The 26,120-nt window shown below is 61.9% G+C and carries 20 protein-coding genes; 12 read left to right on the forward strand and 8 right to left on the reverse strand.

Annotated elements, in window-relative coordinates; translation table 11 throughout:
• On the forward strand, nt 1–154 hold a 154-nt coding region (locus tag AADJ04_RS09505; protein ID WP_341239478.1), incomplete at its 5' end, for a DnaB-like helicase C-terminal domain-containing protein.
• A gap of 93 nt (nt 155–247) precedes the next feature.
• Here the strand turns inward: AADJ04_RS09505 and AADJ04_RS09510 are convergent.
• The 4 genes from AADJ04_RS09510 to AADJ04_RS09525 all read right to left on the reverse strand — a co-directional run bounded on the left by AADJ04_RS09510 (nt 248) and on the right by AADJ04_RS09525 (nt 3,621).
• Nucleotides 248–622, reverse strand: a complete 375-nt coding sequence (locus tag AADJ04_RS09510) for a hypothetical protein (protein ID WP_337930736.1) — start codon at nt 620–622, stop codon at nt 248–250.
• A gap of 14 nt (nt 623–636) precedes the next feature.
• The gene (locus AADJ04_RS09515) at nt 637–2,373 is read right to left on the reverse strand and encodes a PhoH family protein (protein WP_341239459.1); all 1,737 of its coding nucleotides are present in this window, start codon (nt 2,371–2,373) and stop codon (nt 637–639) included.
• Between the two features lie 183 nt (nt 2,374–2,556).
• Nucleotides 2,557–3,042 (reverse strand): peroxiredoxin, encoded by a 486-nt coding sequence (locus tag AADJ04_RS09520; RefSeq protein ID WP_207373490.1) that lies wholly within the window; start codon nt 3,040–3,042, stop codon nt 2,557–2,559.
• Between the two features lie 201 nt (nt 3,043–3,243).
• Complete coding sequence (locus AADJ04_RS09525) at nt 3,244–3,621, reverse strand: Mth938-like domain-containing protein (RefSeq protein WP_341239460.1); 378 nt, start codon at nt 3,619–3,621, stop codon at nt 3,244–3,246.
• Nucleotides 3,622–3,767: 146 nt separating this feature from the next.
• On the opposite strand from AADJ04_RS09525, the gene AADJ04_RS09530 reads away from it, so the two are divergent.
• The 11 genes from AADJ04_RS09530 to AADJ04_RS09580 all read left to right on the forward strand — a co-directional run bounded on the left by AADJ04_RS09530 (nt 3,768) and on the right by AADJ04_RS09580 (nt 19,658).
• A complete protein-coding gene (locus AADJ04_RS09530; RefSeq protein WP_044397957.1) occupies nt 3,768–5,003 on the forward strand; it encodes a pyridoxal phosphate-dependent aminotransferase in 1,236 nt (411 codons plus the stop codon).
• Between the two features lie 98 nt (nt 5,004–5,101).
• Nucleotides 5,102–6,436 carry a homoserine dehydrogenase gene (locus AADJ04_RS09535; protein ID WP_341239461.1) on the forward strand — a complete coding sequence of 445 codons (1,335 nt, stop codon included), beginning with the start codon at nt 5,102–5,104 and terminating at the stop codon, nt 6,434–6,436.
• Between the two features lie 73 nt (nt 6,437–6,509).
• Complete coding sequence (locus AADJ04_RS09540) at nt 6,510–6,824, forward strand: response regulator (protein WP_341239462.1); 315 nt, start codon at nt 6,510–6,512, stop codon at nt 6,822–6,824.
• A 19-nt stretch (nt 6,825–6,843) separates the two neighbouring features.
• Nucleotides 6,844–8,289 carry a threonine synthase gene (gene thrC / locus AADJ04_RS09545; protein ID WP_341239463.1) on the forward strand — a complete coding sequence of 482 codons (1,446 nt, stop codon included), beginning with the start codon at nt 6,844–6,846 and terminating at the stop codon, nt 8,287–8,289.
• 192 nt (nt 8,290–8,481) lie between these two features.
• A complete protein-coding gene (mobB, locus tag AADJ04_RS09550; RefSeq protein WP_341239464.1) occupies nt 8,482–9,039 on the forward strand; it encodes a molybdopterin-guanine dinucleotide biosynthesis protein B in 558 nt (185 codons plus the stop codon).
• Nucleotides 9,036–10,286, forward strand: coding sequence for a gephyrin-like molybdotransferase Glp (gene glp / locus AADJ04_RS09555; RefSeq protein WP_341239465.1), 1,251 nt, complete (start codon nt 9,036–9,038; stop codon nt 10,284–10,286). Before mobB ends, glp begins: the two co-directional genes overlap by 4 nt.
• Nucleotides 10,283–10,534, forward strand: a complete 252-nt coding sequence (moaD, locus tag AADJ04_RS09560; protein ID WP_044397965.1) for a molybdopterin converting factor subunit 1 — start codon at nt 10,283–10,285, stop codon at nt 10,532–10,534. Before glp ends, moaD begins: the two co-directional genes overlap by 4 nt.
• Before the next feature lie 265 nt (nt 10,535–10,799).
• Nucleotides 10,800–13,682: an SNF2-related protein gene (locus AADJ04_RS09565; RefSeq protein ID WP_142083648.1), complete on the forward strand. Its 2,883-nt coding sequence runs from the start codon at nt 10,800–10,802 to the stop codon at nt 13,680–13,682.
• 134 nt (nt 13,683–13,816) lie between these two features.
• Nucleotides 13,817–15,814, forward strand: a complete 1,998-nt coding sequence (locus AADJ04_RS09570; RefSeq protein WP_341239466.1) for a DNA methyltransferase — start codon at nt 13,817–13,819, stop codon at nt 15,812–15,814.
• Nucleotides 15,815–15,834: 20 nt separating this feature from the next.
• On the forward strand, nt 15,835–16,893 hold the full coding sequence (locus tag AADJ04_RS09575; RefSeq protein WP_341239467.1) for a PDDEXK nuclease domain-containing protein: 1,059 nt from the start codon (nt 15,835–15,837) through the stop codon (nt 16,891–16,893).
• A complete protein-coding gene (locus tag AADJ04_RS09580) occupies nt 16,890–19,658 on the forward strand; it encodes a DEAD/DEAH box helicase family protein (RefSeq protein WP_198846699.1) in 2,769 nt (922 codons plus the stop codon). Before AADJ04_RS09575 ends, AADJ04_RS09580 begins: the two co-directional genes overlap by 4 nt.
• A gap of 83 nt (nt 19,659–19,741) precedes the next feature.
• On the opposite strand, the gene AADJ04_RS09585 is transcribed toward AADJ04_RS09580, so the two are convergent.
• The 4 genes from AADJ04_RS09585 to AADJ04_RS09600 form a co-directional block, all read right to left on the reverse strand.
• Nucleotides 19,742–20,695 carry a C13 family peptidase gene (locus AADJ04_RS09585; protein WP_341239468.1) on the reverse strand — a complete coding sequence of 318 codons (954 nt, stop codon included), beginning with the start codon at nt 20,693–20,695 and terminating at the stop codon, nt 19,742–19,744.
• Nucleotides 20,696–20,883: 188 nt separating this feature from the next.
• The gene (gene mdoH, locus AADJ04_RS09590) at nt 20,884–22,896 is read right to left on the reverse strand and encodes a glucans biosynthesis glucosyltransferase MdoH (RefSeq protein ID WP_341239469.1); all 2,013 of its coding nucleotides are present in this window, start codon (nt 22,894–22,896) and stop codon (nt 20,884–20,886) included.
• A 38-nt stretch (nt 22,897–22,934) separates the two neighbouring features.
• A complete protein-coding gene (locus AADJ04_RS09595) occupies nt 22,935–24,512 on the reverse strand; it encodes a glucan biosynthesis protein G (RefSeq protein ID WP_341239470.1) in 1,578 nt (525 codons plus the stop codon).
• Between the two features lie 192 nt (nt 24,513–24,704).
• On the reverse strand, nt 24,705–26,117 hold the full coding sequence (locus AADJ04_RS09600) for a sigma 54-interacting transcriptional regulator (protein ID WP_341239471.1): 1,413 nt from the start codon (nt 26,115–26,117) through the stop codon (nt 24,705–24,707).
• Between the last annotated feature and the right edge of the window lie 3 nt (nt 26,118–26,120).

Genomic DNA, 26,120 nt, shown 5'->3' on the forward strand with positions numbered 1-26,120 from the left:
CGACTACTACAACAAGGACAGCAAGGAGCCGAACGTGGCCGAGGTCATCATCGGCAAGCAGCGTAACGGCCCTACCGGCACCGTGAAACTGTTCTTCCAGAAGAACCAGACCCGCTTCGAGAATCTGGCCATGGGTTCGGGTGACGACTATTGATGAAAATCGCCGCTGGCGCTTGTTGAATAAGCGCTAGTAGCTATAAAAATTATAGCTAGCGGAATCGAGGTTGGGCGCGTAGCCCATTTACCTTTACTGCTTGAGCGCCCACACCAGCAGCCCCGCACAGGCGCATGCCACGATGGTAAGGGCCCAGGTCAAGCGGCGGTTGTGCTGGCGCAAGTCTTCCACCGCCTGGATCACCTGGGCATTTTGCTGAGCGAGGGACTGGATCAGCGCAGCCCCGTCCAGTTGTTCCTGCTCCAGCTGCAGCACGCGTTCACGCAAATGCTGCAGCTGCACATCGGTGGGCAAGGTGGCTTCCGTCCCGGCGTCTGCGATAGAGCCCGCTGCTGTGGCCTCTGCTTTGCCCTTGCGGGTGGCGCCCAGCAGCTTTTTGGCGGCTTGCAGGATCTGGGGTGTGGCCTCAATGACATCGCCCCAGGGCACCAGTTTGAGTGCAGTCACCCAGCCGACCATGGTCAAAGCACCTCGCTGGCGAAGTCTGCCAAGCGCGAACGTTCGCCGCGTGCGAGCGTGATATGCCCGCTGTGAGGCCAGCCTTTGAAGCGGTCCACCGCATAGGTCAGGCCGGACGAGCCTTCGGTAAGGTACGGGGTATCGATTTGCGCCAGGTTGCCCATGCAGATGATCTTGGTGCCAGGGCCTGCGCGGGTGATGAGCGTCTTCATCTGCTTGGGCGTCAGGTTCTGTGCCTCATCGATGATCACGTACTTGTTCAGGAACGTGCGCCCGCGCATGAAGTTCATGCTCTTGATCTTGATGCGGCTGCGGATCAGTTCGTTGGTGGCGGCGCGGCCCCATTCGCCTGCATTGCCGCCGTCTCCCTTGGCCAGGAACTCCAGGTTGTCGTCCAGAGCGCCCATCCAGGGACCCATCTTTTCTTCTTCGGTGCCTGGCAAGAAGCCGATATCCTCTCCCACGCTTACGGTGGCGCGGGTCATGATGATCTCGGTGTAGCGGCGGTCGTCCAGCACCTGGGTCAGGCCTGCGGCCAGGGCCAGCAGGGTTTTGCCGGTGCCGGCCGTGCCGGTCAGCGTCACGAAGTCGATCTCAGGATCCATGAGCAGGTTCATCGCAAAGTTCTGCTCGCGGTTGCGGGTGGTCACGCCCCACACGGCATTCTTGGCTGAGCCGAAGTCTTTGAGGGTCTGTAGTACAGCGGTCTTTTCGCGGATCTCGCTCACCCGGGCGAACAGGCTGGGCGCGCCGGGTGCTTCAAAGTACACAAACTGATTGATCATCAGTTGCGGCACGATCGGGCCACCGATGCGGTAGTACGTGTGTGCACCGCTTTGCCAGCTTTCGACGTTCTTGCCGCTCTTGGACCAGAAGTCCTGCGGCAGTGCGAGCACGCCCGCATACAGCAGGTCGCCATCGTCCAGGGTCTTGTCGTTCTGGTAGTCCTCAGCGTTCAGCCCCAACGCACGCGCCTTGACGCGCATGTTGATGTCTTTGGAAACCAGAACTACTTCGCGGGGTGCATGCTCTTTGGACAAGGCCGCCACAACGCCCAGAATCTGGTTGTCGGCCTTGCCGGCTGGGAGGCTGGTGGGCAGGCTGTAGTCCAGCGGTGCGGTCTGGAAGTACAGGCATCCACCGGCAGCACGCTGCCCTGTGGAATCCAGCTTGAGCCCGCGCCCGATGTCCGCACCCGCGACTCCTGCGAGCGCATCCAGTGTCCGGCTGGTTTGGCGGCCGTTGCGCGCCACTTCGGTCATGCCCTTCTTGTGGGCATCCAGCTCTTCCAGCACGATCATCGGCAAGAAGATGTCGTGCTCTTCAAAGCGGAACAGGCTGGTGGGATCGTGCAGAAGGACGTTGGTGTCGAGCACAAACAGCTTGGCTGGGCCTTGCGTTTTTTTGCTGCGTGGCAGGCTCTTGCCCTGGCTGCCGTTGCTTGCGGTCGCAGGGGTGTTGCTGATGGTTTTCTTCGCAGCAGCCTGGCGCGTAGAAGCCGTAGATTTGGGCGTCGCCACGGCAGGGGCTGCGGTTTTGGTGGCAGCCTCCGCAGTGTTGCGCGTGCGTCGGCGCACCGGTGCAGCAGCAGTGGGCGCCTCCGGTGCAATGGTCTCATTGACTTCTTCAGGCTCTGCAGCGACTGTGCGAGAGCTTGCTCGGGCCGGGTTTACCTTGTTTTCATAGGCTTCGGGCGAGAGACGGGCGGCGCGGCGGCCAGGGGCGGGTGGCAATGGCATGGTGTGCGAAGGCCTCAAGCAAAAGTGTTCAGAAAGCAAAAAGCCGCCTGGAGGCCAAGGCGGCTTTTAAAGAGGGAATGGGTCGTTGCAAGGTGCAAAGGCATCAACCCATTATGCCCATCTCGTGTGACGGAGCGTTGTGCGCGCAAGCACTCCGTAGGGTGTTGCCAATACAAGTGTCGATCAGGCAGCTTTTTTGAGGGCCTTGATGGATTTCACGGCCTTGAGCACTTCGTCCACATGCCCGGGCACTTTCAGGCCGCGCCACTCTTGCAGCAGCAGGCCATCAGGGCCGATGAGGAAGGTGCTGCGCTCAATGCCCTTGACCTTCTTGCCGTACATGATTTTGTTCTTGACCACGCCGAACATGTGGCACATTTTTTCTTCGGTGTCTGCGATCAGCTCGAAGGGCAGTTCCAGCTTTTCCTTGAAGTCGTCGTGGGACTTCATGTTGTCGCGAGAAACGCCAAACACTGCAGCGCCAGCCTTGACAAAATCTTTGTACTTGTCGCGGAACTGCATGGCTTCAGTGGTGCAGCCGGGCGTGTTGTCCTTGGGATAGAAGTACAGAATCAGAATCTGGCCCGTGTGAGACGTGTTGGAGACTTTGATCCCGCCGGTCGCGTTGGCTTCAAATTCAGGGAGGGGTTTGTTGACAACGATCGCCATATCACTTCAATCTCTCAGGATGTAGTCGTTGATAAGCCGGGGGAGCGGGTGTGTTATTGTTTTTGGTGGTGCCCCCGACCGCAACCCGCAATTTTACTCTGAAAATGCTACAAGACCAAATGCAAGACCTGTATGTATGCACAGGTCTTCATATATTGGTCATCTCGTTGTGTTGGGTTTGGCTGATCGCAGGCGCCCTGCTCAGGCGCCGGTTTCAAGAATAAGTGCCGCCACTACATTGCGGCCCTCGCCGGCCAGGATGTTGTAGGTTCGACAGGCCGCTGCGGTATCCATCGTTTCCAACCCCAGCCTTCTCGCCATCAGGGGCTGCAGCCATGCGGGGTTGGGAAACCGGTTGCGGTTGCCGCTTCCGAAGATGATCAGTTCGGTCTCAAGCGTGGCCAGGTGCTCGAAGTGAGCGGGTGTCAACTCTTCAAAGCGCGAGCAGTTCCACGGCTGCAGGAGCCCGCTCGAGCCCACGATCAGGCTCTGGGTGTGCTTTTCGCCATCCACGCCAATCCAGCCTGGGCCATATCCGTGGATGGTTTGGGCGTCGGAGCGGTCGGGCTGGAATTTCATGGTGTGCCTGAGTGCGAGGTGCGTCGTGTGCCTTGGCTGGCGGGACACCTGGGGAGTGGGTAGGTTCTGAACTGTGGTCAAATTATAGGTTTCGCCAAGGCACGCCGTGCCTGGGTTGGCCTTTGTCCCCGTCATTCCCGCCCGCCATGAAAACCGTTCACAAATCCGCCAAGCTTGCCAATGTTTGTTACGACATCCGGGGTCCCATCATGGACGCGGCCAAGCAGATGGAGGAAGACGGTCACAAGATCATCAAGCTCAATATTGGCAATTTGGCGGTCTTTGGTTTTGATGCCCCCGAGGAAATCCAGCAGGACATGATCCGTAACCTGCCCAACTCGGCGGGCTATTCGGACAGCAAGGGGATTTTTGCCGCGCGCAAAGCCGTGATGCATGAAACCCAGAAGCAGGGCATCAAGGGCGTCACGCTGGATGACATTTACCTGGGCAATGGGGCCAGCGAACTGATCGTGATGGCCACCAACGCCTTGCTGGACAACGGCGACGAACTGCTCCTGCCTTCGCCTGACTATCCGCTGTGGACGGCGGCCGCCAGCCTGTCGGGGGGCACCCCGGTGCACTACTTGTGCGATGAAGCCAATGGCTGGATGCCGGATCTGGACGACATCCGCGCCAAGGTGACGCCCCGCACCAAGGGCATTGTGGTCATCAACCCCAACAACCCCACCGGTGCTTTGTACTCAGAAGAACTGCTGCGAGGCATTCTGGCCATCGCACGTGAGCATGGCCTGGTGGTGTTTGCGGACGAGGTGTACGACAAGGTGCTGTACGACGGTGCCAAGCACACCGCGCTGGGCTCGCTCAGTGAAGACGTGCTCACGCTCACGTTCAATTCTTTGTCAAAAAGCTACCGCTCGTGCGGCTACCGCGCTGGCTGGCTGGTCGTCTCCGGCGACAAGAAGCCTGCCAAGGACTATATCGACGGCCTGAACATGCTGTCGAACATGCGCCTGTGCGCCAACGTGCCAGGGCAGTGGGCCATTCAGACAGCGCTGGGCGGTTATCAAAGCATCAACGACCTGGTGTGCGAGGGCGGTCGCCTGCGCAAGCAGCGTGATTTGGCGTATGAGCTGATCACTGCCATCCCGGGCGTTACCTGCGTGAAGCCGCGCGCCGCGCTGTACATGTTCCCCCGCCTCGATCCCGCGGTGTATCCGATCAAGGACGACCAACAGTTTTTCCTGGAGCTGTTGCAGGAGACCAAGGTCATGCTGGTGCAGGGCACCGGCTTCAACTGGGGCGCGCCAGACCACTTCCGCATCGTGTTCCTGCCCCATGAGGACGATCTTCGTGAGGCCATTGGCCGCGTGGCCAAGTTCCTGGAACAGTACCGCAAGCGCAGCCAATTGGCTGCTGCGTAATGTGAATGGGCCGCAGATGGGCCCGCTGGAACGCCTGCCCATGGCGCTGATGAAGAGCGCCGAGTGAATTACCGATTAAGAGCAAAAAAGTTATGACCATGAAACCCATCCAAGTAGGCCTGCTGGGCATCGGCACCGTCGGCAGCGGCGTGTTCAACGTATTGCAACGCAACCAGGACGAAATCAGCCGCCGCGCTGGCCGGGGCATTGAGATCGCCATGGTGGCCGATCTGGATGTGGAGCGCGCCAAGAGCGTGGTGGGCTCGAAGGTGCAGGTCGTCAACGACGCACGCGACGTCATCGCCAACCCTGACATCGACATCGTGATCGAGCTGATCGGTGGCTATGGCGTGGCCAAGGCACTGGTGCTGGAGGCGATTGCCGCTGGCAAGCACGTGGTCACCGCCAACAAGGCCTTGCTGGCCGTGCACGGCACCGAGATTTTTGCGGCGGCATCTGCCAAGGGCGTTATGGTGGCCTTCGAGGCCGCCGTGGCCGGTGGCATTCCCATCATCAAGGCGCTGCGCGAAGGTCTTACGGCCAACCGCATCCAGTGGATTGCCGGCATCATCAACGGCACCACCAACTTCATCCTGTCCGAGATGCGCGACAAGGGCCTGGACTTTGACGTGGTGCTCAAGGAAGCCCAGCGCCTGGGCTACGCCGAGGCCGACCCGACCTTCGACATCGAAGGCGTGGACGCCGCGCACAAGGCCACCATCATGTCGGCCATCGCTTTCGGCATTCCCGTGCAGTTCGACAAGGCCTATGTGGAAGGCATCACCAAACTGGGTGCGGCCGACATCAAGTACGCCGAGCAACTGGGCTACCGCATCAAGCTGCTGGGCATCACCAAGCGCGCCGAAAAGGGCATTGAGCTGCGCGTGCACCCCAGCCTGGTGCCTTCCAAGCGCCTGATTGCCAATGTGGAAGGCGCGATGAACGCCGTGGTGGTGCAGGGCGACGCCGTGGGCACCACGCTGTACTACGGCAAGGGTGCGGGCTCTGAGCCCACCGCCAGCGCCGTGATCGCCGACCTGGTGGACATTGCCCGCCTGCACACCGCCGACCCTGAGCACCGCGTGCCGCACCTGGCCTTCCAGCCCCACACGCTGACCGATGCCATGGGCGCCCTGCCCGTGCTGCCCATGAGCGAAGTGGTGACCAGCTACTACCTGCGCCTGCGCGTGGCCGATCAGGCGGGCGTGCTGGCCAAGGTCACGGGTCTGCTGGCTGAAGCCGGTGTCAGCATCGACGCCGTGCTGCAGCGCGAGGCCGACGAAGTGGGCGGCGAAGGCTCCACCCAGACGGACTTGATCATCCTCACGCACGACACCCGCGAAGGCACGATGGATGCCGTCATCGCCCAGATGCAGGCGCTGCCCACCGTGCTGGCCCCCATCACCCGCATCCGCAAGGAAGAGCTGAACTGATCCCACCCCGTGGCAAGGCCGCGCACAGCGGCTGACCCGCGGGCACTGACGGCAATCTCCATGCGCACCCGCCATGCCCACCCTGGTTGCAGTTCTCACCTTGGTCGCTTTGCTCAAGCTGTCCAATGTGGATATGCCGCGCTGGCATCTGGCCTTCTGGTTCGGTGTGTTGGTGGGGGCGGCGCTCATGGGGCACATGCCCCGGCTGCACGCGGTGGGGCATGGCCTGCTGAGCTTTGTGCAGGCCTGGGTGTACTTTGTGTTGCTGGACCGCACCGACAACCGCCTGGACCGCGTGTGGCACTGGCTCATCCTCATCGGGGGCTTCGGTCTCATCATCATGGCGCGCATGTTCATCGACATCCGCGCCTACGGCATCAGTTTTTGAACCCTCACGGGACCCTCTCATGAAATACCTCAGCACGCGCGGTCACGCAGACCGCAAACAGTTCTGCGACATCCTGCTCGAAGGCCTGGCACCCGATGGTGGCCTGTACCTGCCAGAGCACTACCCGCAGGTGGATGACGCCATGCTCACGCGCCTGCGCAAGGCTTACCACGAGCAGGGCTACGCCGAGCTGGCCTTCCAGATCCTGTCGCTGTACATCGACGACATTCCGGCGGCCGACCTGAAAGCCCTGTGCGCCAAGACTTATACCGCCGAGGTGTTTGGCACCGGCGAGATCGTGCCCCTGCGCCACCTCGAAAACAGCCTGTGGCTCGAAGCCCTGTCCAACGGCCCCACGCTGGCCTTCAAGGACATGGCCATGCAGCTCTTGGGCAACCTGTTCGAATACGAACTGGGCCGCCGTGGTGCCGAGCTGAACATCCTGGGCGCCACCAGTGGCGACACCGGCAGCGCGGCCGAATACGCCATGCGCGGCAAGAAGGGCATTCGCGTGTTCATGACCAGCCCGCACGGCCGCATGAGCCCCTTCCAGCAGGCGCAAATGTTCAGCCTGCAGGACGAGAACATCCACAACATCGCCATCGAAGGCGTGTTCGACGATTGCCAGGACATCGTCAAGGCCGTCTCCAACGACCTGGAGTTCAAGCGCAAGTACAAGATCGGCACCGTCAACTCCATCAATTGGGCGCGCCTCTTGGCGCAGGTGGTGTACTACTTTGCGGGCTACATCCAGGCCACCGAGACCAACGACCAGAAGGTCAGCTTCACCGTGCCCTCGGGCAACTTTGGCAACGTCTGCGCAGGCCATGTGGCGCGCATGATGGGCTTGCCCATTGCCAAGCTGGTGGTGGCCACGAACGAGAACGACGTGCTTGACGAGTTCTTCCGCACCGGTGTGTACCGCGTGCGCGGCAGTGCGGATACGCACGAAACGTCGAGCCCGTCCATGGACATCAGCAAGGCCAGCAACTTCGAGCGCTTTGTGTTCGACCTGCTCGGCCGCGACGGTGCCAAGACCAAGGCGCTGTTTGGCGATGCGCTGTCGCAATCGGGCCAGTTCGACCTGAGCCAGGACCCCCGCTTTGCCGACGCCGCCGCCAAATACGGCTTTGAAAGCGGCAAGAGCACCCACGCGGACCGCCTCGCCACCATCAAGGACAACTACCAGCGCCACGGCGTCACCATCGACACCCACACCGCCGACGGTGTGAAGGTGGCGCTGGAACACCACAACGACGCGAGCGTGCCCATGATCGTGCTGGAGACGGCGCTGCCCATCAAGTTCGCGGCCACCATCGAGGAAGCCCTGGGCCATTCGCCCGAGCGGCCTGCGAAGTTCGAAGGCATTGAAGCCCTGCCCAAGCGCGTGCAGGTGATGCCTGCTGATGTCACCCTGATCAAGGCCTACATCGAGCGACACTGCGCCCCGGCCGTGTTGGGCTGAAGGCAGTTTTTCAGAGTGCCACCGCCTTCAGCCCCAGCGGGCTGCTGGCGTGTGTGGGTAGTGATATGAGTCAAAAATGCCCCTGGCGCTTACTGGATAAGCGCTAGCAGCTATAAATAGCATAGCGGTGTCTGTTTGCGTTGCGGTGCCACTGGTTGCCCGCACGGACAGGTGCCCACCAAGGAGCATGGGATGAAGGTTGTAGGCTTTGCCGGGTTCTCCGGCAGTGGCAAAACCACGTTGGTAGAGCAATTGATTCCCGAGCTGCGCCTGCGCGGCCTGCGGGTGTCGGTGGTCAAGCATGCCCACCACAGCTTCGATATGGACCACCCCGGCAAGGACACCTACCGCCACCGCGAGGCCGGAGCCTTTGAGGTGGTGGCGGCGTCAGACAAGCGCCTGATGCTGGTGCGCGAGTTTGAACAGCCCGCTGTGCTCAGCGTGCACCATCTGCTGGCAGAGCTGTACCAAGGGGTGGACTGGGTGCTGGTGGAAGGCTTCAAGGAAAGCGATCTGCTCAAGATCGAAGTCTGGCGCGCGCCAGAGCCCGGCAAATCTGAGCGGCCCGTGCGCTACCCGGAAGACGGCTTTGTCGTGGCCATTGCCACCGACGCTCCTGATCAATTGCCCGAGCCCACCTTGCGGCCGGTGCTCGATGTGAACGCTCCCGCTGAAGTGGTCGACTGGATGCTGCAGAACGCCGACCGTTTTGAATACGACTGGGAAATGCACGGAGAAGCTCTGCGATGAACGCCCCCCAGAAACCCCGCTCGCCCCTCAAGCCACTGGATGATGCGCTGGCTGACCTGCTGGCCCACGCGCAGCCGCTGCCGGTGGTGGAGACTGTAGACACCTTCAACGCCGACGGGCGTGTGCTGGCGCAAGACTGCGTGTCGGCCCTGCACGTGCCGCCGCAAGACAACAGCTCGATGGACGGCTACGCCGTGCGCCTTGCCGATGTGGTCGCTGTTGGCGTGGTGCTGCCCGTGTCGCAACGCATTGCTGCGGGCAGCGCTGGCGAGCCGCTGGCTGCTGGCACGGCCGCCCGCATCTTCACCGGCGCGCCGGTGCCCGAGGGGGCCGACGCCATCCTGATGCAGGAAGACTGCGAAGCCCTGGCTGCCGCTGAAGGCCTGGGCCAGGTGCGCATCAATGCCGTGCCGGCCGCCGGGCAGTGGATTCGCCGCGCGGGCGAAGACATCACCCAGGGCGCGGTGGTGCTGCAGGCCGGCACGCGCCTGTCGCCCGCCGAACTGGGCCTGGCCGCCAGCATTGGCATGCACCAGCTGCAGGTGGCGCGCCGCCCGCGCGTGGCCTTGTTCTCCACCGGCGATGAACTCGTCATGCCCGGTGAAGTGCCGCCCGAGCAAATGCGCCCCGGCGCCATCTACAACAGCAACCGCTTCTTCTTGCGCGCCATGCTGCTGCGCCTGGGTTGCGAAGTGACGGACTTCGGCATCGTGCCCGACCGGCGCGAGGCCACCATCGAAGCCCTGCGCCAGGCAAGTTGCGACCACGACCTGATCCTGACCAGCGGTGGCGTGAGTGTGGGCGAGGAAGACCACATCAAGCCCGCCGTGGAATCGCTGGGCCGCCTGGACTTGTGGCAAATCGCCATGAAGCCCGGCAAACCCTTCGCTTACGGCACTGTGGGCAAGGCGCATTTCATGGGCCTGCCGGGCAACCCGGTGTCCAGCTTCGTGACCTTTGCCGTGCTGGTGCGGCCCTTTGTGCTGCGGCTGCAAGGCGTGCGCGATATTGCTCCTAAAAAAATAGCTGCCACCGCCCGATTTGATTGGCCCAAGGCCGATAAACGCCGTGAATTTCTGCGGGTGCGCCAGCACCCCGATGGCGGGCTGGAGCTGTTCCACAACCAAAGCTCGGGCGTGCTCACCTCGGCGGCCTGGGGCGATGGCCTGGTGGACAACCCCGCAGGCCAGACCATTGCGGTGGGCGACACCGTGCAATACCTCGCTTTTTCGGAGCTGCTGCAATGAAGATCACCGTCCGCTACTTCGCCTCCATCCGCGAGGCCATCGGCCACGGCAGTGAGTCGGTGGACACCACAGCTGCCACCCTGGGCGCGCTGCGCGATGAACTCATCGCCCGCGGCGGCGCCCACGCCAGCAGCCTGGCCCGCGGCCGTGCGGTGCGCATGGCGCTGAACCAGAACCTGAGCGACGAAGCCGCCGCGCTGGCCGACGGTGCTGAGGTAGCTTTTTTCCCGCCCGTGACGGGCGGGTGAGGGGGGGATGCGCGGGCGGGTGCCAGTGGGTATCGTCGCAGGTTGACTCAACACCCCCGGCTACAAAGGCGGCTTGGCGGATAGATTCAGGCACTCGCGCCATGTGGTGGATCAGGCACGAACCGCATTGAACCGCTCACTGAGGGTCGTCGATGCGCTGTGCAAGGCGCCGATAAGCTCAACCCGAGCGGATATTTCAAGGTCAAAGCGGCCTGCGCAGTGGCGACCCCTCCGATCTGCTTGGGCACCACCAAAGAGACGTTGCATGACATATTCCGGCGAACACGACATCCAGGTTCCGCACACCACAGCGCATCACGCCAAGTACTTTGCGTGGGAGCTGACGCGCCGTCGTGCTGCATCTGAAGAAGACCGCCTGGCCCAATCGCTTTTCGATGCCAGTGTGGACCTAAACCCCCACCAGATTGACGCAGCCCTTTTTGCCCTCAACAACCCCCTGAGCAAAGGCGTGGTGCTGGCCGACGAAGTGGGGCTGGGCAAGACCATTGAAGCCGCGCTGGTGTTGTGCCAGTTGTGGGCCGAGCGCAGGCGCCGCCTGCTGGTGATTTGCCCAGCAGCCTTGCGCAAGCAGTGGGCGCAAGAGCTGTCAGATAAATTCAACCTACCCGCAGAGGTGCTGGATGCACGCACCTGGCACCGGCTTCGTGAAGGCGGTATTTACGACCCGTTGGACCGCGACGTCATCAGCGTCATGTCCATCCACTTCGCCGCCCGCATGGAAGCCCAGTTGGCCGCCGTGCCGTGGGATGTGGTCGTCATCGACGAAGCCCACAAACTGCGCAACGCCCACCGCAAGAGCCATGAAACCGGGCAAGCGCTCAAGCGTGCATTGGGCGGCCGCAAAAAATTGCTGTTGACAGCGACACCTTTGCAAAACTCCTTGATGGAGTTGTACGGCCTTACCTCGCTCATTGACGAAGAAATCTTTGGCGACGAGCGCAGCTTTCGCTCGCAATACAGCAGTATCGATGGCGACATCCAGTCTTTGCGCCGCCGCCTGCAGCCCTTCATCAAGCGCACCCTGCGCCGCGACGTGCTGGAGTACGTGCCGTACACCCAGCGCCATGCACTCACCACGCCGTTCTCCCCCTCAGAGGAGGAAGTCCGGTTTTACGAGCTGATCTCCGCCTACCTGCAGCGCGACTTCAGCTACGGCTTCCCAACCCGACAAAAACACTTGGTCGGCCTCATCTTGCGCAAGCTGCTGGCTTCTTCCACCGAAGCCGTAGTGGCCACGCTGGATGCCATTCGCACCCGGCTGCAGCGCCTGCTCGACAAACAGACCATCGACGAAGAGTGGATTCAACAACTCATTGAAAACGAAGACCTCGACGAAGATTTGTTGGAGGAAGATGACCCGGTTGCCTCGCAAGCCGACGGCACACCGCCCGTGGACTACGCCCTGGTGCGCGAAGAGCTGGCCGAGCTGGACGAATACCTACGCCTTGCCCGCAACATCCGCGAAGACCAAAAGTCACACGCGCTGTTGTCCGCGCTGCAACAGGGCTTTGAGCGCATGGGTGCCATGGGCGCGGCCCGCAAGGCAGTCATCTTTACCGAGTCCCGCCGCACCCAAGACTACCTGGCCCGCTACTTGGAGGCCCATGGCTATGCGGGCAAAGTTACCCAGTTCAGCGGTGGCAACCAAGGCCCCGCATCCACCGGCATCTACCAGCGCTGGCTGGCCCAATACACTGGCAGTGACCGGGTGACCGGTTCCCCCGCCATTGACCGCCGCACCGCGCTCATCGACCACTTCCGCCAAGAGTCAGAAATCCTTATCGCCACCGAAGCTGCGGCCGAGGGCGTGAACCTGCAGTTCTGTTCGCTCGTCGTCAACTACGACCTGCCCTGGAACCCCCAGCGTGTGGAGCAGCGCATTGGCCGTTGCCACCGCTACGGCCAGCGGTTCGATGTAGTGGTCATCAACTTCTTGAACCAGCGCAATGCGGCTGATCAGCGCGTGCTGGAGCTGCTGCAAGACAAGTTCCACCTGTTCGACGGCGTGTTTGGCGCGTCGGACCAAGTGCTCGGCCAAATTGAGGGCGGCATCGACTTTGAAAAGCGCATTGCTGAAATTTACGACCGCTGCCGCACCCCTGCCGACATCGACGCCGCCTTTGCGCAGCTCCGCACCGAGCTGGACGCTGATATCCAAGCCCGCATGCAAGAGACGGAAAAACTCTTGCTGGAGCACTTTGACGCCGACATCCACGACCTTCTGCGCAGCCAGAAAGAGCGCGCCGAGAGCCAGCTCGACCGCGTGACCCGCTTCTTCTGGTGGCTCACGCAGTACGTGCTGGCAGGGCAGGCGCGGTTTGACACCGCAAAGCTGGGCTTCGAGCTGCAAACCCCGCCCGTAGTGCAAGCGCCCGCAGGGGTTTACCAGCTCATCCGCAAGGGCGAAACCCCGCCCGAGCACGCCCGCATCTACCGCCTGACCCACCCGCTGGGCCAATACGTGCTCGACACCGGGCGCAACCTGCCAGCGCCCCTGCAAAGCCTTACCTTCCACTACGGCAGCCACAAACCCCGCATCAGCATGGTGGAGCGCCTGGTGGGTCAAAGCGGCTGGATGCAGCTCAGCCTGCTGGAGCTGGACAGCTTTCAGCACGAAGAGCACCTGGTGTTCACCGGCATGACCGACACCGGCGAAGTGCTGGATCAGGAAAGCTGCGAAAAGCTTTTCTACCTGCTGGCCACCACCACCGACCTGCAAGCCAGCCCACCCATGGAGCTGCAGGCCAATGCCCAGCGCCAGCTTGAGGCCACCCTCAGCCGCGCGTTGGAGCTCAACGACCAGTTCTTCCAGCAAGAGCGCGACAAGCTCGAAGCCTGGGCCGACGACCGCATCGCCTCTGCCGAGCAGGCCCTGAAAGACACCAAGCTCAAGCTCAAAGGCCTGAAACGCCAGGCCCGCATGGCCCTAAGCATGGAAGACGCAGAGCGCCTCCAACGAGACATTGGTAGGACCGAATCCGAGCAGCGCCGCCAGCGGCAAGAGATATTTGCTGTGGAAGACGAAATCGAAGCCCGGCGCGACGCGCTCATTGCCGCTCTGCAAAAGCGCCTGCACCGCGCCAGCCGCAACCAAAGCCTGTTTGTGCTGCGCTGGAGCGTGGTGTGACGTGTCGCCAAAACCCGAAAATATCGACACGTTTTCGCCATATGTCGATGCCGCGTACATGTACCGCACACCCCATTAGCCACGCCAGACTTGCGCCACATCCCGAATACACCTGCCAGCACCCATAAGAAGCTATGACCAACACCGCCCACCTCACCGAACTCGGTCACAGCCCCGACGCACTGGCCCAGCGCCAGGCCGACCTGCTGGCCCTGCTGCGCCAGACTGCCCCCGAAGTGTTGAGCGACAACCAAATCAATATTGAAAAACTCAAAGAGCTGCTGGGCGAAGAGCGCATAGCGCCAGCGGAGCACTACGAGCTGAACTGGGCCGGCAAAACCGAAGCCCGCCGTGAAATACAAAAAACCAGCAGCCACACCCTGCGGCCAGACGCCAACAACCCGGCCCACGCCCAGCACATGCTCATAGAGGGTGAAAACCTGGAAGTGCTGCGCGTGCTGCAAAAAAGCTACTACGGCAAGGTGAAGATGATCTACATCGACCCACCGTACAACACCGGCAACGACAGCTTTGTGTACCCCGACGACTATTCAGAAACGCTGGACGAATACCAAAAACGCACGGGTGAGAAAAGCGCCGAAGGGTATTTGAACAAGCAAAGCCTGTGGAAGAAAAACAGCAAGGAGAGCGGTCAGTACCACAGCGCGTGGCTGAGCATGATGTACCCGCGCCTGTATTTGGCGCGGAATTTATTGCGCGATGACGGGGTTATTTTTATTTCGATTGATGACAACGAAGCGGCGAATTTGAAGTTGCTTTGCGATGAGATTTTTGGGGCGGAGAATTTTGTTGGGTGCATTATTTGGAAGAATGTTACTGACAACAATCCAACTAATGTGACGACAGAGCATGAATATGTGCTGGTCTTTTCTAAGAATAAAAGTCAGTTGGCCGGGCAGTGGAAGAGCAGCTTGTCGGACGCGAAGAGCAAATTAATTGAAGTTGGAAAAGAGCTCATTGCTAAGCATTCAAACCAGAAGGACTTGCAGACCGAATACACAACTTGGTTTAGAGAAAACAAGAGTTTTCTGGGTCAGTTGGATAGATACAAATACATTGACGTTGATGGCGTCTACACCGGAAGTCAAAGTGTCCACAACCCCGGCCGGGAGGGGTATAGATATGATGTTTTGCACCCGACTACAAAAAAGCCTTGCAAGCAACCATTGCTCGGATACAGGTTTCCACAGGAGACCATGCAAAAACTTCTCGACGAAAAAAAGATCTTGTTTGGTGATGATGAATCCAAAATCATTGAGCTAAAAGTTTACGCGCATGAATTTCAAGATAAGTTGTCAAGTCTGATTGATTTTGATGGTCGTGTTGGTGCTTACGATCTACGGGAGCTTTTTAGCGAAGCCATAAAGGTTTTCAATAATCCAAAGCCTGTTGAGTTTCTTTCGAGATTCTTTTCTTACATTACCAAAGATGACGACATCATTCTCGATTTTTTCGTCGGTAGTGGTACTACTACACAGGCAGTGATTGAGCTCAACCTCGAAGACGGCGGCAAGCGCCAAAGTATTTGCGTTCAAATGCCCGAAGTTCTGGAGGAAAGCACCGAAGCCTACAAAGCGGGCTACCGCACCATTGCCGACATTACCCGCGCCCGCATCGACAAGGTGATTGCCAAACTCAAAGCCGAGCACCCCGATAAAACCGCTGATTTGGCCTGCGCCCATTTCACGCTGGCCCCGTCCAACTTCAAGGTATGGCGTGGCGATGTGGGCAGTGCCGATGCGCTGCGCGAGCAGTTGGCCTTGTTCCAAAGCGCCGAAAAGGCCGGGCAGCCCCAAGCCACCGACGCGCAGACCGCCATGCTGACCGAGCTGTTGCTCAAGCATGGCTTGGGCGCACTGGGGGTGCATGCAGTCAGCGCACCTAAGCAGGTGGCGGGCGTGACGGTGCACCGCGTGCTGCTGCCCGACGACAAGCACTTGTGGCTGTGCTTTGAGCCCTACACCGACGCGCTGAAAGACGAGTTGGTGAAAGCCCGCCCGGCGCAGGTGGTGCTGCTCAATTCCTGCTTTGTGGGTGACAAAGCGGACGAGCAGCTGGCCAACCTGCAACTGGAGCTGGCGGGGCTGGATATTGGCCTGACGGTGATTTGAACGGGGCCATGATGAAGCCCATGCATGCATCCGGTGACGCCGCCCCTGCTTTGTTGAACGATGTGCGTCAGCTCATTGAGCAGGCGCGCGCGCATGTGGCCAGCGCGGCCAACAGTGCGCAGACCTTGCTGTATTGGCAGGTGGGTGAGCGCATCCGCCGTGAAGTGTTGGGCGAGGCCCGCGCCGACTATGGTGAACAGATTGTGTCGACGCTGTCGACACAATTGGTGCAGGCCTATGGACAAGGGTTCGGGCTGCGCAGTTTGCGGCGCATGGTGCAGTTCTCCGAGGCGTTTCCAGACGCGCAGATGGTCGCGACGCTGTCGCGAGAATTGAGCTGGAGCCATTTCATTGAAATCTTGCCGCTCAAGCAGCCGCTGGAGCGCGAGTTTTATGCCGAGATGTGCCGCATTGAGCGCTGGAGCGTGCGCACCCTGCGCGAGCGCATTGGCAGCCAGTTGTACCTGCGCTCGGCCGTTGCCAAAAAGCCAGAGGGCGTGATTGCCAAAGAGCTAAGCCATCTGCGCGAAGGCGGGCAGATGACGCCCGACCTGGTGTTTCGCGACCCCTACATGCTGGACTTTTTGGGCCTGCCCGACGGCTACAGCGAGCGCGACCTGGAGAGCGCCATCCTGCGTGAGATGGAGCGCTTTTTGCTGGAGCTGGGGGCAGGTTTTACGTTTGTGGCGCGGCAAAAGCGCATCAGCGTGGGGGCGGACGACTTTTATCTGGACTTGCTGTTCTACCACCGGCACCTGCGCCGCTTGGTGGCGGTGGAGCTGAAGCTGGAGAAGTTTTCCCCTGCGCACAAGGGGCAGATGGAGCTGTACTTGCGCTGGCTGGACCAGAACGACCGTGCCGAGGGCGAGGCTTCGCCCATTGGTTTGATTTTGTGCGCCAGCGCCGACCGCGAGCAGGTGGAGCTGATGGATTTGGACAGCGCCAACATCCGCGTGGCGCAGTACCTGCACGCCTTGCCCGATGTGCAGGTACTGCAAGCGCAGCTGCACCGCGTGGTGCAACTGGCGCGCGAGCGGCAGGCCCGGCTGGCCCCGCCCGATAACAAGGATGAGACATGACGATGAAGTTGCAATTTGCCCACCAGGACTACCAAAAGAAGGCAGTCGATGCGGTGGTGAAAGTGTTTGATGGCCAGCCACTAGCCAAAGGCGACTTTGCTCTGGCTGTGCAGCAAGGCAGCGTGGCCTATGCGGGGGACGGCAGCATTGGCAACGCGCTGAAGCTCTCGGACGAGCAACTGCTGGCCAATGTGCAGGCGGTGCAAAAGGACAATGGCTTGGAGCCATCTGCCACTTTGGCCGAGTCTCGCTCAGACAATGGCAAAGAGGTGTTTTGCCCGCTGAATTTCACCATTGAGATGGAAACCGGCACGGGCAAGACCTACAGCTTCATCAAGACGATGTATGAGCTGAACAAGGTGTACGGGTTCAAGAAGTTTGTGGTGGTGGTGCCCAGTGTGGCCATACGCGAAGGCACCATGAAGAACCTGCAGATCACCCGCAGCCACTTTGCAGCGGACTATGCCAATGTACCCTGCGTGCCGATTTTGTACGACAGTACCAAGCTGACAGACTTGCGCCACTTTGCGCAGAGCGATGCGCTGAGCGTGCTGGTCATCAACATTGACAGCTTTACCAAAGACAACAATAAGATCAACCAGAAGGGCGAAAAGGCGTTTGCGCCCATTGAATACATCCGGGCGGTGAACCCCATCGTCATCGTGGACGAACCGCAAAACTTTGAGACCGATGTACGCCGCCGCGCGCTGTTTGACTTGAACCCGCTGTGCACGCTGCGCTACTCGGCTACGCACAAGAACCCCTACAACCTGCTGTATTCGCTCAACCCCGTGCAGGCGTATGACCTGGGGCTGGTGAAGCAGATTGAGGTGGACGGCGTGCTGGCCGATGAAGACCACAACCAGGCCTTTGTGGAGCTGGTGGGCATTGAGGCTCGCCCTGCTTCTGTCAAGGTCAAGGTCATTATTGATGTGAATGGCAAGACGGGCCCCAAGCGTTCCGAGTTGACCCTGAAGCTGGGCGATGACCTGTATGCCAAGTCTAAGCAGCGCGATGTTTATGAGGACGGTTACATCCTGAACGAAATCCGGGCAGACGACGGGGAGATTGAGTTCTCTGGTGGGCGGGTGATTCGCATCCACCAAGCCCACGGGGGGCTGGCTGACGATGTGATGCGCTTCCAGATTGAGCGCACGGTGGCGGCGCACTTTTCCAAGCTCAAGAACGTGCAGCCCATTGGTGTGAAGGTGTTGAGCCTGTTTTTTATCGACAAGGTAGCCAACTACCGGGCGTATGACGAGGATGGCAATGCCACCTTGGGCAAGTTTGGTGTGTGGTTTGAAGAGGCGTTCAACAAGTACGCCAGCATGCCCAAATACCGTGGGCTCATTGCGCACAGTGCCAGCGAGGTACACAACGGCTATTTTTCGGGCGACAAGAAGGGCAAGGGTGTGAAGGCCAAAACGGTGTGGGTGGATACATCGGGCACGGTAGCCAAGGACGACAGCACCTACCAGCTCATCATGAAAGACAAAGAGCGCCTGCTGAGCGCGGATGTGCCCTTGCAGTTCATCTTCAGCCACTCGGCGCTGCGCGAGGGCTGGGACAACCCCAATGTGTTCCAGATTTGCACGCTGAACGAGACCAAGAGCGCCATGAAGAAGCGCCAGGAAATCGGGCGTGGTCTGCGCCTGTGTGTGAACAAGGATGGTGAACGTGTGCAGGACAAGCGGGTGAACGTGTTGACGGTCATACCCAACGAGAGCTACGAAGCCTTCGCCAAGGCGCTGCAGCAGGAGATTGAGGACGAAACTGGCGTGAGCTTTAGCGGGCGGGTGAAAAATGCCCGCGCCAAGGCGCGCATCAAGCGCAAAGCCTTGTCCGCCGAGGAGGAAGCGCTGTTTCAGGCCATTTGGAAAAAGATCAACTACCAGACCTCCTATAGCGTGACGCTGGATACCCCAGCGCTGATTGCGGAGTGCGTCAAAGCCCTGGGTGACTTGAAGCAATACCCCAAAGTGCGGCCGCCCAAGATACGTGCTGACAAAGCAAAGATCATCATGCGCAGCGAAGGGGTGGAGGGGCTGCACATTGGTACCGGCGACACCGACGCCAAGGTGTATGGCACCACGGTGCCTGATGTGTACGCGTACATCCAGAACCGGGTGCACCTGTCGCGGTCCAGCATCTTTGCCATTTTGGACGGCTCAGGGCGCTTGGGCGAATTGCTGGTCAACCCACAGGCATTTCTGGATACTGCCATTGCGGCCATGACCACTTGTTTGCAGGCGCTGATGGTCAAGGGCATCAAGTACAAAACTATCAACGGGCGCCAGTATGAAATGAGCCTGTTTGACGAAGAGTTGGAAACGTACTTGAGCAGCGTGTACCCGCCCGCCAATGACGACCTGACCACGCCAGTGGATAAAACCTTGTTGCAGGCTCAGCCCGTGGATGAACAAAAAGCACCTGTGGGTGATGCATTTACCTGTGTGCTGAGCGAGAGCGACACCGAAAGCCAGTTCGCCCATGACTGCACGGTGGATGAACGTGTGAAGTTCTTCTTCAAGCTGCCCAGCCGCTTCAAGGTTGCTACCCCTTTGGGCAGCTACAACCCCGATTGGGCGGTGGTGCTGGAGAACGACGAGCGGGTGTACTTCGTGGCAGAAACCAAATCCACCACCGTGCGCGCTAACCGGCGACCGGCGGAGAATCTGAAAATCGACTGCGCGCGGGAGCACTTCGCGCTGGCAAACGACTTGCAGTTCAAGGATGTGACGAGCTTGAATGAGTTGATGGGCTGATGGGCAGGCGCGCAGGGCTATTGCGCATTGAGCAAAGCCCTGTCAGTTTGTGCGCCGACCGTTGGGGCTGTTTCGACCCTGGCTCAGCGGGCTTGCAGCCAGCTCTTGAGCGGCTGGCTGGCCCAGGCCTTTGCTTCTTCCCCCACAAACATCTTGGGCGCCGATGACGCCAGGCGCTTGCGCTTTTCCTGCGCCTGGATGGACTTCTGGGCTGCGCCCATCCAGTCCGTGATCGACAACTGCTCGGCGCCTGCCTGGTTGAACAGAGCGTCGGCAAAGAAGGTGTATTCGCCGGGGTACTGGCATTTGAAAGATGCCTTGTGCACATCGGTGGCCGTCAGCACCACGCGGTTGGGCGCGCGCAGGGGCTCCAGAAAGGCGCCGCTGTAGCAGGCAGACAGCACGACCAGCGTGGGCGTCTTGGCCAGCGGGGCCAGCGCATCGCTCAAGCCCCGGGCGGTGATGGGCGCGGCGTTTTTGCCTGCGACGTTGATGTTCAGCGTACCGGGGTTGGAGTGGGTGGAGATCAGCAGCATCACCCGGTCTTGCGGCCGGGCCACTTCGGCCATCTTGGTCATCACCAGTTCAAAGTTCTCCAGCGTGGCCTGGGGCCAGTCACTGGGCTGGTCGCGCGCGGGGTTGGCCAGCTTCAGGATGAGGGCGTTGGGGTCCATCTGTCTGGCCAGTTTTTCCGCGGCCAGCACATCGTTGCGGAAGGCCTTGGCCTGCGAGTGCAGGGCAAAGCCCGCGAAGATCAGCCGGGGTGGGGGCAAGGGGGCGGGCGCTTCGGCCACAGGCGCTGGCGGCGGCGGTGCCACGGGCGCTGGCGCAGGTTCGGGGGCGGTGGCGCAGCCCGCAGCCAGCACGGCGGCCCACAAGGCCCCGGCAGAAAGAAGGCCCCGCCGGGAGGATGCTGTGGCAGTGGAGAACATGGTGGTGGTTTGGCGAAAAATGGTGGATGGAGGCAGGCCCTGCGGGCTGTCGGCGCCGTATCGTACGTGACGGGCATAGGGCGCTGAGCCTCCAGTCACAGGCATTTTCACAAGCCTTTTAGGTGTTTGAGGCAGGCGGGGTAAGCGCAGTAAGCTATCAAATAAATAGCAGAATGCAAAAAGCCGGTGCATGCACCGGCTTCAAGGATGTGTGGCATTTGTCACAAAACCACCAACGGGAGGGAAGCGAGGGCGCATGGAACGGATGTTCTTGCCCTCGCTCACGGCTTGGATCAGGCCATGGCCGCTGCGGGTGCCAGGCCAGGCCCCGGCTGCGCCAGCCTTTGGGCATGGCGCCAGGCACGGCGCAACACGGGGGGCGACCACGCCTCTTCGGGAATAAGCAAGAAGCGCTGCGCCCGCATCGACCGGCCCAGAGCGATCTGGCTGGTGATGACGGCCATGGGAATGGCCAGGGCCAGCGGCACCCCCACGGGCGCCAGCCACAGCAGGGCGCCGCTGTCGATGGCGCCAATGCCCGCCGCCAGCAAGGCAATCACGCCGGTCATGGGGGCCAGCTGAGCCATGGCGTGGCGCCATGGAACGGCTTGCGCTTCGCGGGGCGGAGACTTCCAGTCCAGCGCAATGCCCGTCAGCGCCACCAGCACAAACAGCGAATGGGCCAGCATGCGCACGGGGGCCTGTAGCAGGGCCAGCATGCTTTCGAGCAAGGCGCTTTTCAGCAGGCTCCAGCCGCCGCCATACTGCTGCTGCTCACGCCGCATGAAGACGGCCAGCACCCCCAGCACGCGGGGCAGGAACAGCATGCTCAGCGTCCAGGCCCACAGGGCCAGCAACTCGGTGGGCAGGATGTGCCAGTCGGTCAGCACCGGCGCGCCAGACACCCACAGGGCGGTGCCAAGCGTCATGAAGGCCAGCCACAGCGGGGCCGACAGGTAGGCCATGGCACCCGTCACGAACATGGAGCGGTGCACGGGGTGGATGCCGGGCTCGGCCATCAGGCGCGCATTCTGCAGGTTGCCCTGGCACCAGCGGCGGTCGCGCTGCAACTCGGCCAGCAGGTCGGGCGGTTGCTGCTCGTAGCTGCCCACCAGGTCGGCCACCAGCCACACGTGGTAGCCCGCGCGGCGCATCAGTGCGGCTTCCACAAAGTCGTGGCTCATGATGCCGCCTGCCAGGCCGCCCTTGCCGGGAATCGGCGCCAGCGCGCAGTGCTGCATGAAGGGTGCCACGCGGATGATGGCGTTGTGCCCCCAGTAATGCGATTCACCCAGTTGCCAGAACTGCATGCCCAGCGTGAACAGGCGGCCGGTGACGCGCGAGGCGAACTGCTGCGCACGCGCGTGCAGCGTGACGTGGCCAATGGCTTGCGTTGCCGTCTGGATGATGCCTGCCGTAGGGTTGGCTTCCATGAGCTTGGCCATGGAAACGATGCAGTCGCCGCTCATCACGCTGTCGGCGTCCAGCACCACCATGTAGCGGTAGTCCTTGCCCCAGCGGCGGCAGAAGTCGGCCACATTGCCTGCCTTGCGGTGGGTGCGGCGCTTGCGCAGGCGGTAGTACACCTGCACCTGCGGCTGCTGCGGGTTGGCAGCCAGTGCCATGCGCAGGTCTTCCCAGGCGGCGCGTTCTGCGCGGGCAATATCGCTGTCGTAGCTGTCGGACAGCACGAACACGTCAAACGTCTGCCCGTGGCCGGTGGCCGCCACCGATTCGCAGGTGGCGCGCAGCCCGGCAAACACGGTGGCCACGTCTTCGTTGCAGATGGGCATGATGATGGCGGTGCGCGCGTCGGGCGACAGTGCGTGGCCCGCCACGCTGCGGGCCGAGAGCGAATGCTTGTCGCCGCGCAGCATGACCCAAAAACCCATCATCCCGGTCATGAAGCCGGACACCACCCAGGCCGAGAGCAGGGCAAACAGGGCGATCTGCCCCCAGCCCAGCCATGCACTTTCATACGCGGGCTGCACCTGGGCAAACAGCACGCTGGCCAGCACCGTGCTGCACAGCACCAGCAGGACAAAGGTCCAGCGGCGGCGCTGGGCGGCGGCCTGCCAGGGCTGGGCCGGGGCGGCGGGTTCTGCGCCTTCTACTCGGGGTGTGCGGCCTGTCAGCGCGCGTGCCACGCTTTTCCAGAAACCCTGCCACGGCAGCGCAGGCATCGATCCGCGGTGCACCGGGGGCGCCGTCACGCTGTTGGGGTGGCGCACTTCGCGCAAAAGGCTGCGCGCAGCGGTGGCCTGCGGGTCCGCGCTGAGGAGCGGGGTGTTGTGGGGGTGATGCATCGGCGGCTCCTGTGTCTGCAAACGGGGTGCACTCGGGCCTACTCGGGAAGAATGACGTGGGTCCATGTTTCGCTCACAGCGTGTTGGAGGTGTTGAAGAAAGGCTCGCAATTCAATGGGCTGGTCTTTGCGCAGGCGCTCCATGCGCAGCGTCATGCGCCACTGGCCGGTGGCCGGGTTGCGGTACACACCGCTTTCCAGTACGCGGCCGTTGGCGTCGCTGGTCACCACTGCTTTGACGGGCGCGTCGGCCTTCAGGTCGTGCAATGCCGGGCCGGTGAAATCGACCACGTACTGCACCTGCGTGCGCAGCGCTTCGGCGCTTTGCTGCGTGTAGCCCACGCCTTTGCGCGACTGCGTGGCCCAGGCGCCGGGTGGGCGTTGCTGCCCAGCCCCTTGGTCGCCCTGCCATGCCAGCTCGTAGCTGACTTCCAGCGGTGTGCCGGGGGCGGGCAACTGCTGGGGCACCCAGTAGGCAACCACGTTGTCGTGGGTTTCGTCGGGCGTGGGCAGTTGCACCAGTTCCACACGGCCGGGGCCCCAGTGGTGCAGGGGGCGCACCCAGGCGCTGGGGCGGCGTTCGTAGCGGGCCTCTACGTCTTCGTAGCTGCTCCACTGCCGGTCGCGCTGCATCAGCCCGAAACCCTTGGGGTTGGTGGTGGCGAACGACGTGACCAGCACCTGCCGGGGGTTTTGCAGCGGGCGCCACAGCCATTCGCCTTCGCCCGTGGCCACCATCAGGCCGTCGGAGTCATGCACCTCGGGGCGGAAGTCGTCCTTGCGCGGCTGGTTTTCACCAGACAGGAACATGCTGGTCAGCGGCGCAATGCCCAGCGTCTTGATGGGGCCTGCGCTGCCGCCGCGCACAAAGATGCGCGCGCGCACGGTGGTCACCGTCTGCGCGCCCGGCTGAATGTCGAAGCGGTAAGCCCCGGTGGCGCGGGGCGAATCCATGAGCGCGTACACCGTGGCCTGCGTGTCACCGGGTTGCGGGCGCACCAGCCAGAACTCGGTAAAGCGTGGAAATTCCTCGCCCTTGCCGCCCACCGTGTCAATGGCCAGGCCCCTGGCCGACAGGCCGTACTGCTGGCCCGCGCCCAGTGCCCGGAAGTAGCTGGCGCCCTGGAAGACCACCAGCTCGTCCTTGTACGCGGGCGAATTCAGGTGGTAGTGCAGCCGAAAGCCTGCAAACCCCAGGTCGCCCCAGCTTTGGGGCTGCACCTTGTTTTTGCCGTAGTCAAAGTCGGCCGTGCGGTAGGGGATGTGGCGCGTGCCTTGGGGCGACACCTCGTTGATGAGCACCGGCTCGCGCTGGTACAGACCGAGGTGGAAGAACATGGCCTCAAACGGCAACTGCTCGGCACGCCACAAGGCACGTTCGGGGCGCCAGCGAATGTCGCGCACCTGGTCGTAGTTCAGCGCGGCGAGCGCAGGGGGCAGGCGCCCATCGGCAGCGCTGTAGGGTTGCGCCGCACGCTGCTTGGCCAGTTGGGTGATGTGGTCCAGGTCCACCATCTGCGCGTGTACACCCGAGGCCATGAGCGCGGCACACAGTGCCACGGCACGCAGCCCCACCCGGTGCGGGCGCGAAAAAAAGGAGGAAAAAACAGCTTGCATGCCAGCACTAGGGCAAACCCTGTGCCAGCTTGAAAAAACGCTTTTAAATCAATGGCTTGAATGCACTGCAACGTGTAAACAATTGTGCGGGCACGTGCCAAGGGCCTTCCAGGCGGCTGGATGCCGCATTTTTGTCGCCTGCTGGCGACGCTTTGCCCCGTGCGGGGAGCAAAGTCATTGCAAATCAGGCACTTACTCTTGTCGCTCATCGGCGACATCGTCGCCAATGGCGCCGTCCGCCTTGAACTGGCCGGGCGTGAGTGCGTGTTTTTGCAGCAGCCGATAAAACTCGGTGCGGTTGCGCTGGGCCAGCCGTGCGGCGTCGGCCACGTTGCCGTCGGTCATCTTGAGCAGGCCCACCAGGTATTCGCGCTCAAACCGTTGCCGGGCTTCGGCAAAGCTCAGCACCTGGGCCGACGGAATGCGCAGGGCCCGCTGCACCAGCGACAGCGGCACCAGCGGCGTGGTGGACAGCGCGCACACCTGCTCGACCACGTTGTAGAGCTGGCGCACATTGCCGGGCCAAGCCGCGGTGGTCAGGGCCTTGAGCGCTTCTAGCGCAAAGCCAGACAGGCGCTTGTCGTACTTGTGGGCCAGCTTGTCCAGAAAGTGGTTGGCCAGCAGCGCAATGTCTTCGCGCCGCTCTGCCAGGGTGGGCAGCAGCAGCGTGACGACGTTGAGCCGGTAGTACAGGTCTTCGCGGAACTGGCCTGCGGCCATGGCGGCTTCCAGATTGCGGTGCGTGGCCGAGATGATGCGCACGTTGATCTGGATGGACTGGCTCGCGCCCACGGGCCGCACAGCCCGCTCCTGCAGCACCCGCAGCAGCTTCACCTGCAGCGCGGGCGGCATGTCGCCAATCTCGTCCAGTAGCAGCGTGCCGCCATCGGCCGCCTGGAACAGGCCCTTGTGGTTGCTCACGGCGTCGGTGAACGCGCCTTTGACATGGCCGAACAATTCGGATTCGAGCAGTGCTTCGGGAATCGCGCCGCAGTTCACCGCCACAAAGGGCTTGGAGGCGCGAGGGCTTGCGCGGTGGATGGCCTGGGCCAGCAGTTCCTTGCCCGAGCCGCTGTCGCCCAGCAGCAGCACGCTCGCATCGGATTGCGCCACCATGAACGCTTCGGACAGCACATCGGTCATGCGGGCCGAGCGGCTCACGATATCGGCACGCCACGCCTGGTTGTCATGCGCCTGGTGCACCGCAGGGGCGCTCAGGGCCAGGGCCTCGGCCACTTTTTCCAGCAGCTCTTTGCCGTCATAGGGCTTGGTGAGGTAGGTGAACACACCGCGCGCGGTGGCCTGCACGGCATCAGGAATGGTGCCGTGCGCGGTGAGCAGGATGACGGGCAGCGAAGGGTGGCGCGCGTGCACTTCGTCGAACAGCGCCAGGCCATCCTTGCCGGGCAGGCGTACGTCGCTCAGCACCAGCTGCGGCCGGGCAATGTCGAGCTGGGCCAGGGCTGCCTCGGCCGAGCCCACCGCCACCACTTCGTGCCCCGCCGCCTGCAGGCGCAGCGAGAGCAGGCGCAGCATGTCGGCATCGTCGTCCACCACCAGGATGCGGTGCTGGGCCGGGCGTGATGGGGGCGTGGAGGAAGGCATGGC

The organism is uncultured Acidovorax sp., assembly GCF_964021665.1.
Classification (GTDB): domain Bacteria; phylum Pseudomonadota; class Gammaproteobacteria; order Burkholderiales; family Burkholderiaceae_C; genus Acidovorax; species Acidovorax temperans.

Excerpts from the sequence above, each read along its gene's own strand:
- AADJ04_RS09515 (WP_341239459.1), bottom strand. The coding sequence starts at position 2,373 with ATGCCATTGCCACCCGCCCCTGGCCGCCGCGCCGCCCGTCTCTCGCCC.
- AADJ04_RS09520 (WP_207373490.1), bottom strand. The coding sequence starts at position 3,042 with ATGGCGATCGTTGTCAACAAACCCCTCCCTGAATTTGAAGCCAACGCG.
- AADJ04_RS09525 (WP_341239460.1), bottom strand. The coding sequence starts at position 3,621 with ATGAAATTCCAGCCCGACCGCTCCGACGCCCAAACCATCCACGGATAT.
- AADJ04_RS09530 (WP_044397957.1), top strand. The coding sequence starts at position 3,768 with ATGAAAACCGTTCACAAATCCGCCAAGCTTGCCAATGTTTGTTACGAC.
- AADJ04_RS09535 (WP_341239461.1), top strand. The coding sequence starts at position 5,102 with ATGAAACCCATCCAAGTAGGCCTGCTGGGCATCGGCACCGTCGGCAGC.
- AADJ04_RS09540 (WP_341239462.1), top strand. The coding sequence starts at position 6,510 with ATGCCCACCCTGGTTGCAGTTCTCACCTTGGTCGCTTTGCTCAAGCTG.
- thrC (WP_341239463.1), top strand. The coding sequence starts at position 6,844 with ATGAAATACCTCAGCACGCGCGGTCACGCAGACCGCAAACAGTTCTGC.
- mobB (WP_341239464.1), top strand. The coding sequence starts at position 8,482 with ATGAAGGTTGTAGGCTTTGCCGGGTTCTCCGGCAGTGGCAAAACCACG.
- glp (WP_341239465.1), top strand. The coding sequence starts at position 9,036 with ATGAACGCCCCCCAGAAACCCCGCTCGCCCCTCAAGCCACTGGATGAT.
- moaD (WP_044397965.1), top strand. The coding sequence starts at position 10,283 with ATGAAGATCACCGTCCGCTACTTCGCCTCCATCCGCGAGGCCATCGGC.
- AADJ04_RS09565 (WP_142083648.1), top strand. The coding sequence starts at position 10,800 with ATGACATATTCCGGCGAACACGACATCCAGGTTCCGCACACCACAGCG.
- AADJ04_RS09570 (WP_341239466.1), top strand. The coding sequence starts at position 13,817 with ATGACCAACACCGCCCACCTCACCGAACTCGGTCACAGCCCCGACGCA.
- AADJ04_RS09575 (WP_341239467.1), top strand. The coding sequence starts at position 15,835 with ATGCATGCATCCGGTGACGCCGCCCCTGCTTTGTTGAACGATGTGCGT.
- AADJ04_RS09580 (WP_198846699.1), top strand. The coding sequence starts at position 16,890 with ATGACGATGAAGTTGCAATTTGCCCACCAGGACTACCAAAAGAAGGCA.
- AADJ04_RS09585 (WP_341239468.1), bottom strand. The coding sequence starts at position 20,695 with ATGCCTGTGACTGGAGGCTCAGCGCCCTATGCCCGTCACGTACGATAC.
- mdoH (WP_341239469.1), bottom strand. The coding sequence starts at position 22,896 with ATGCATCACCCCCACAACACCCCGCTCCTCAGCGCGGACCCGCAGGCC.
- AADJ04_RS09595 (WP_341239470.1), bottom strand. The coding sequence starts at position 24,512 with ATGCAAGCTGTTTTTTCCTCCTTTTTTTCGCGCCCGCACCGGGTGGGG.
- AADJ04_RS09600 (WP_341239471.1), bottom strand. The coding sequence starts at position 26,117 with ATGCCTTCCTCCACGCCCCCATCACGCCCGGCCCAGCACCGCATCCTG.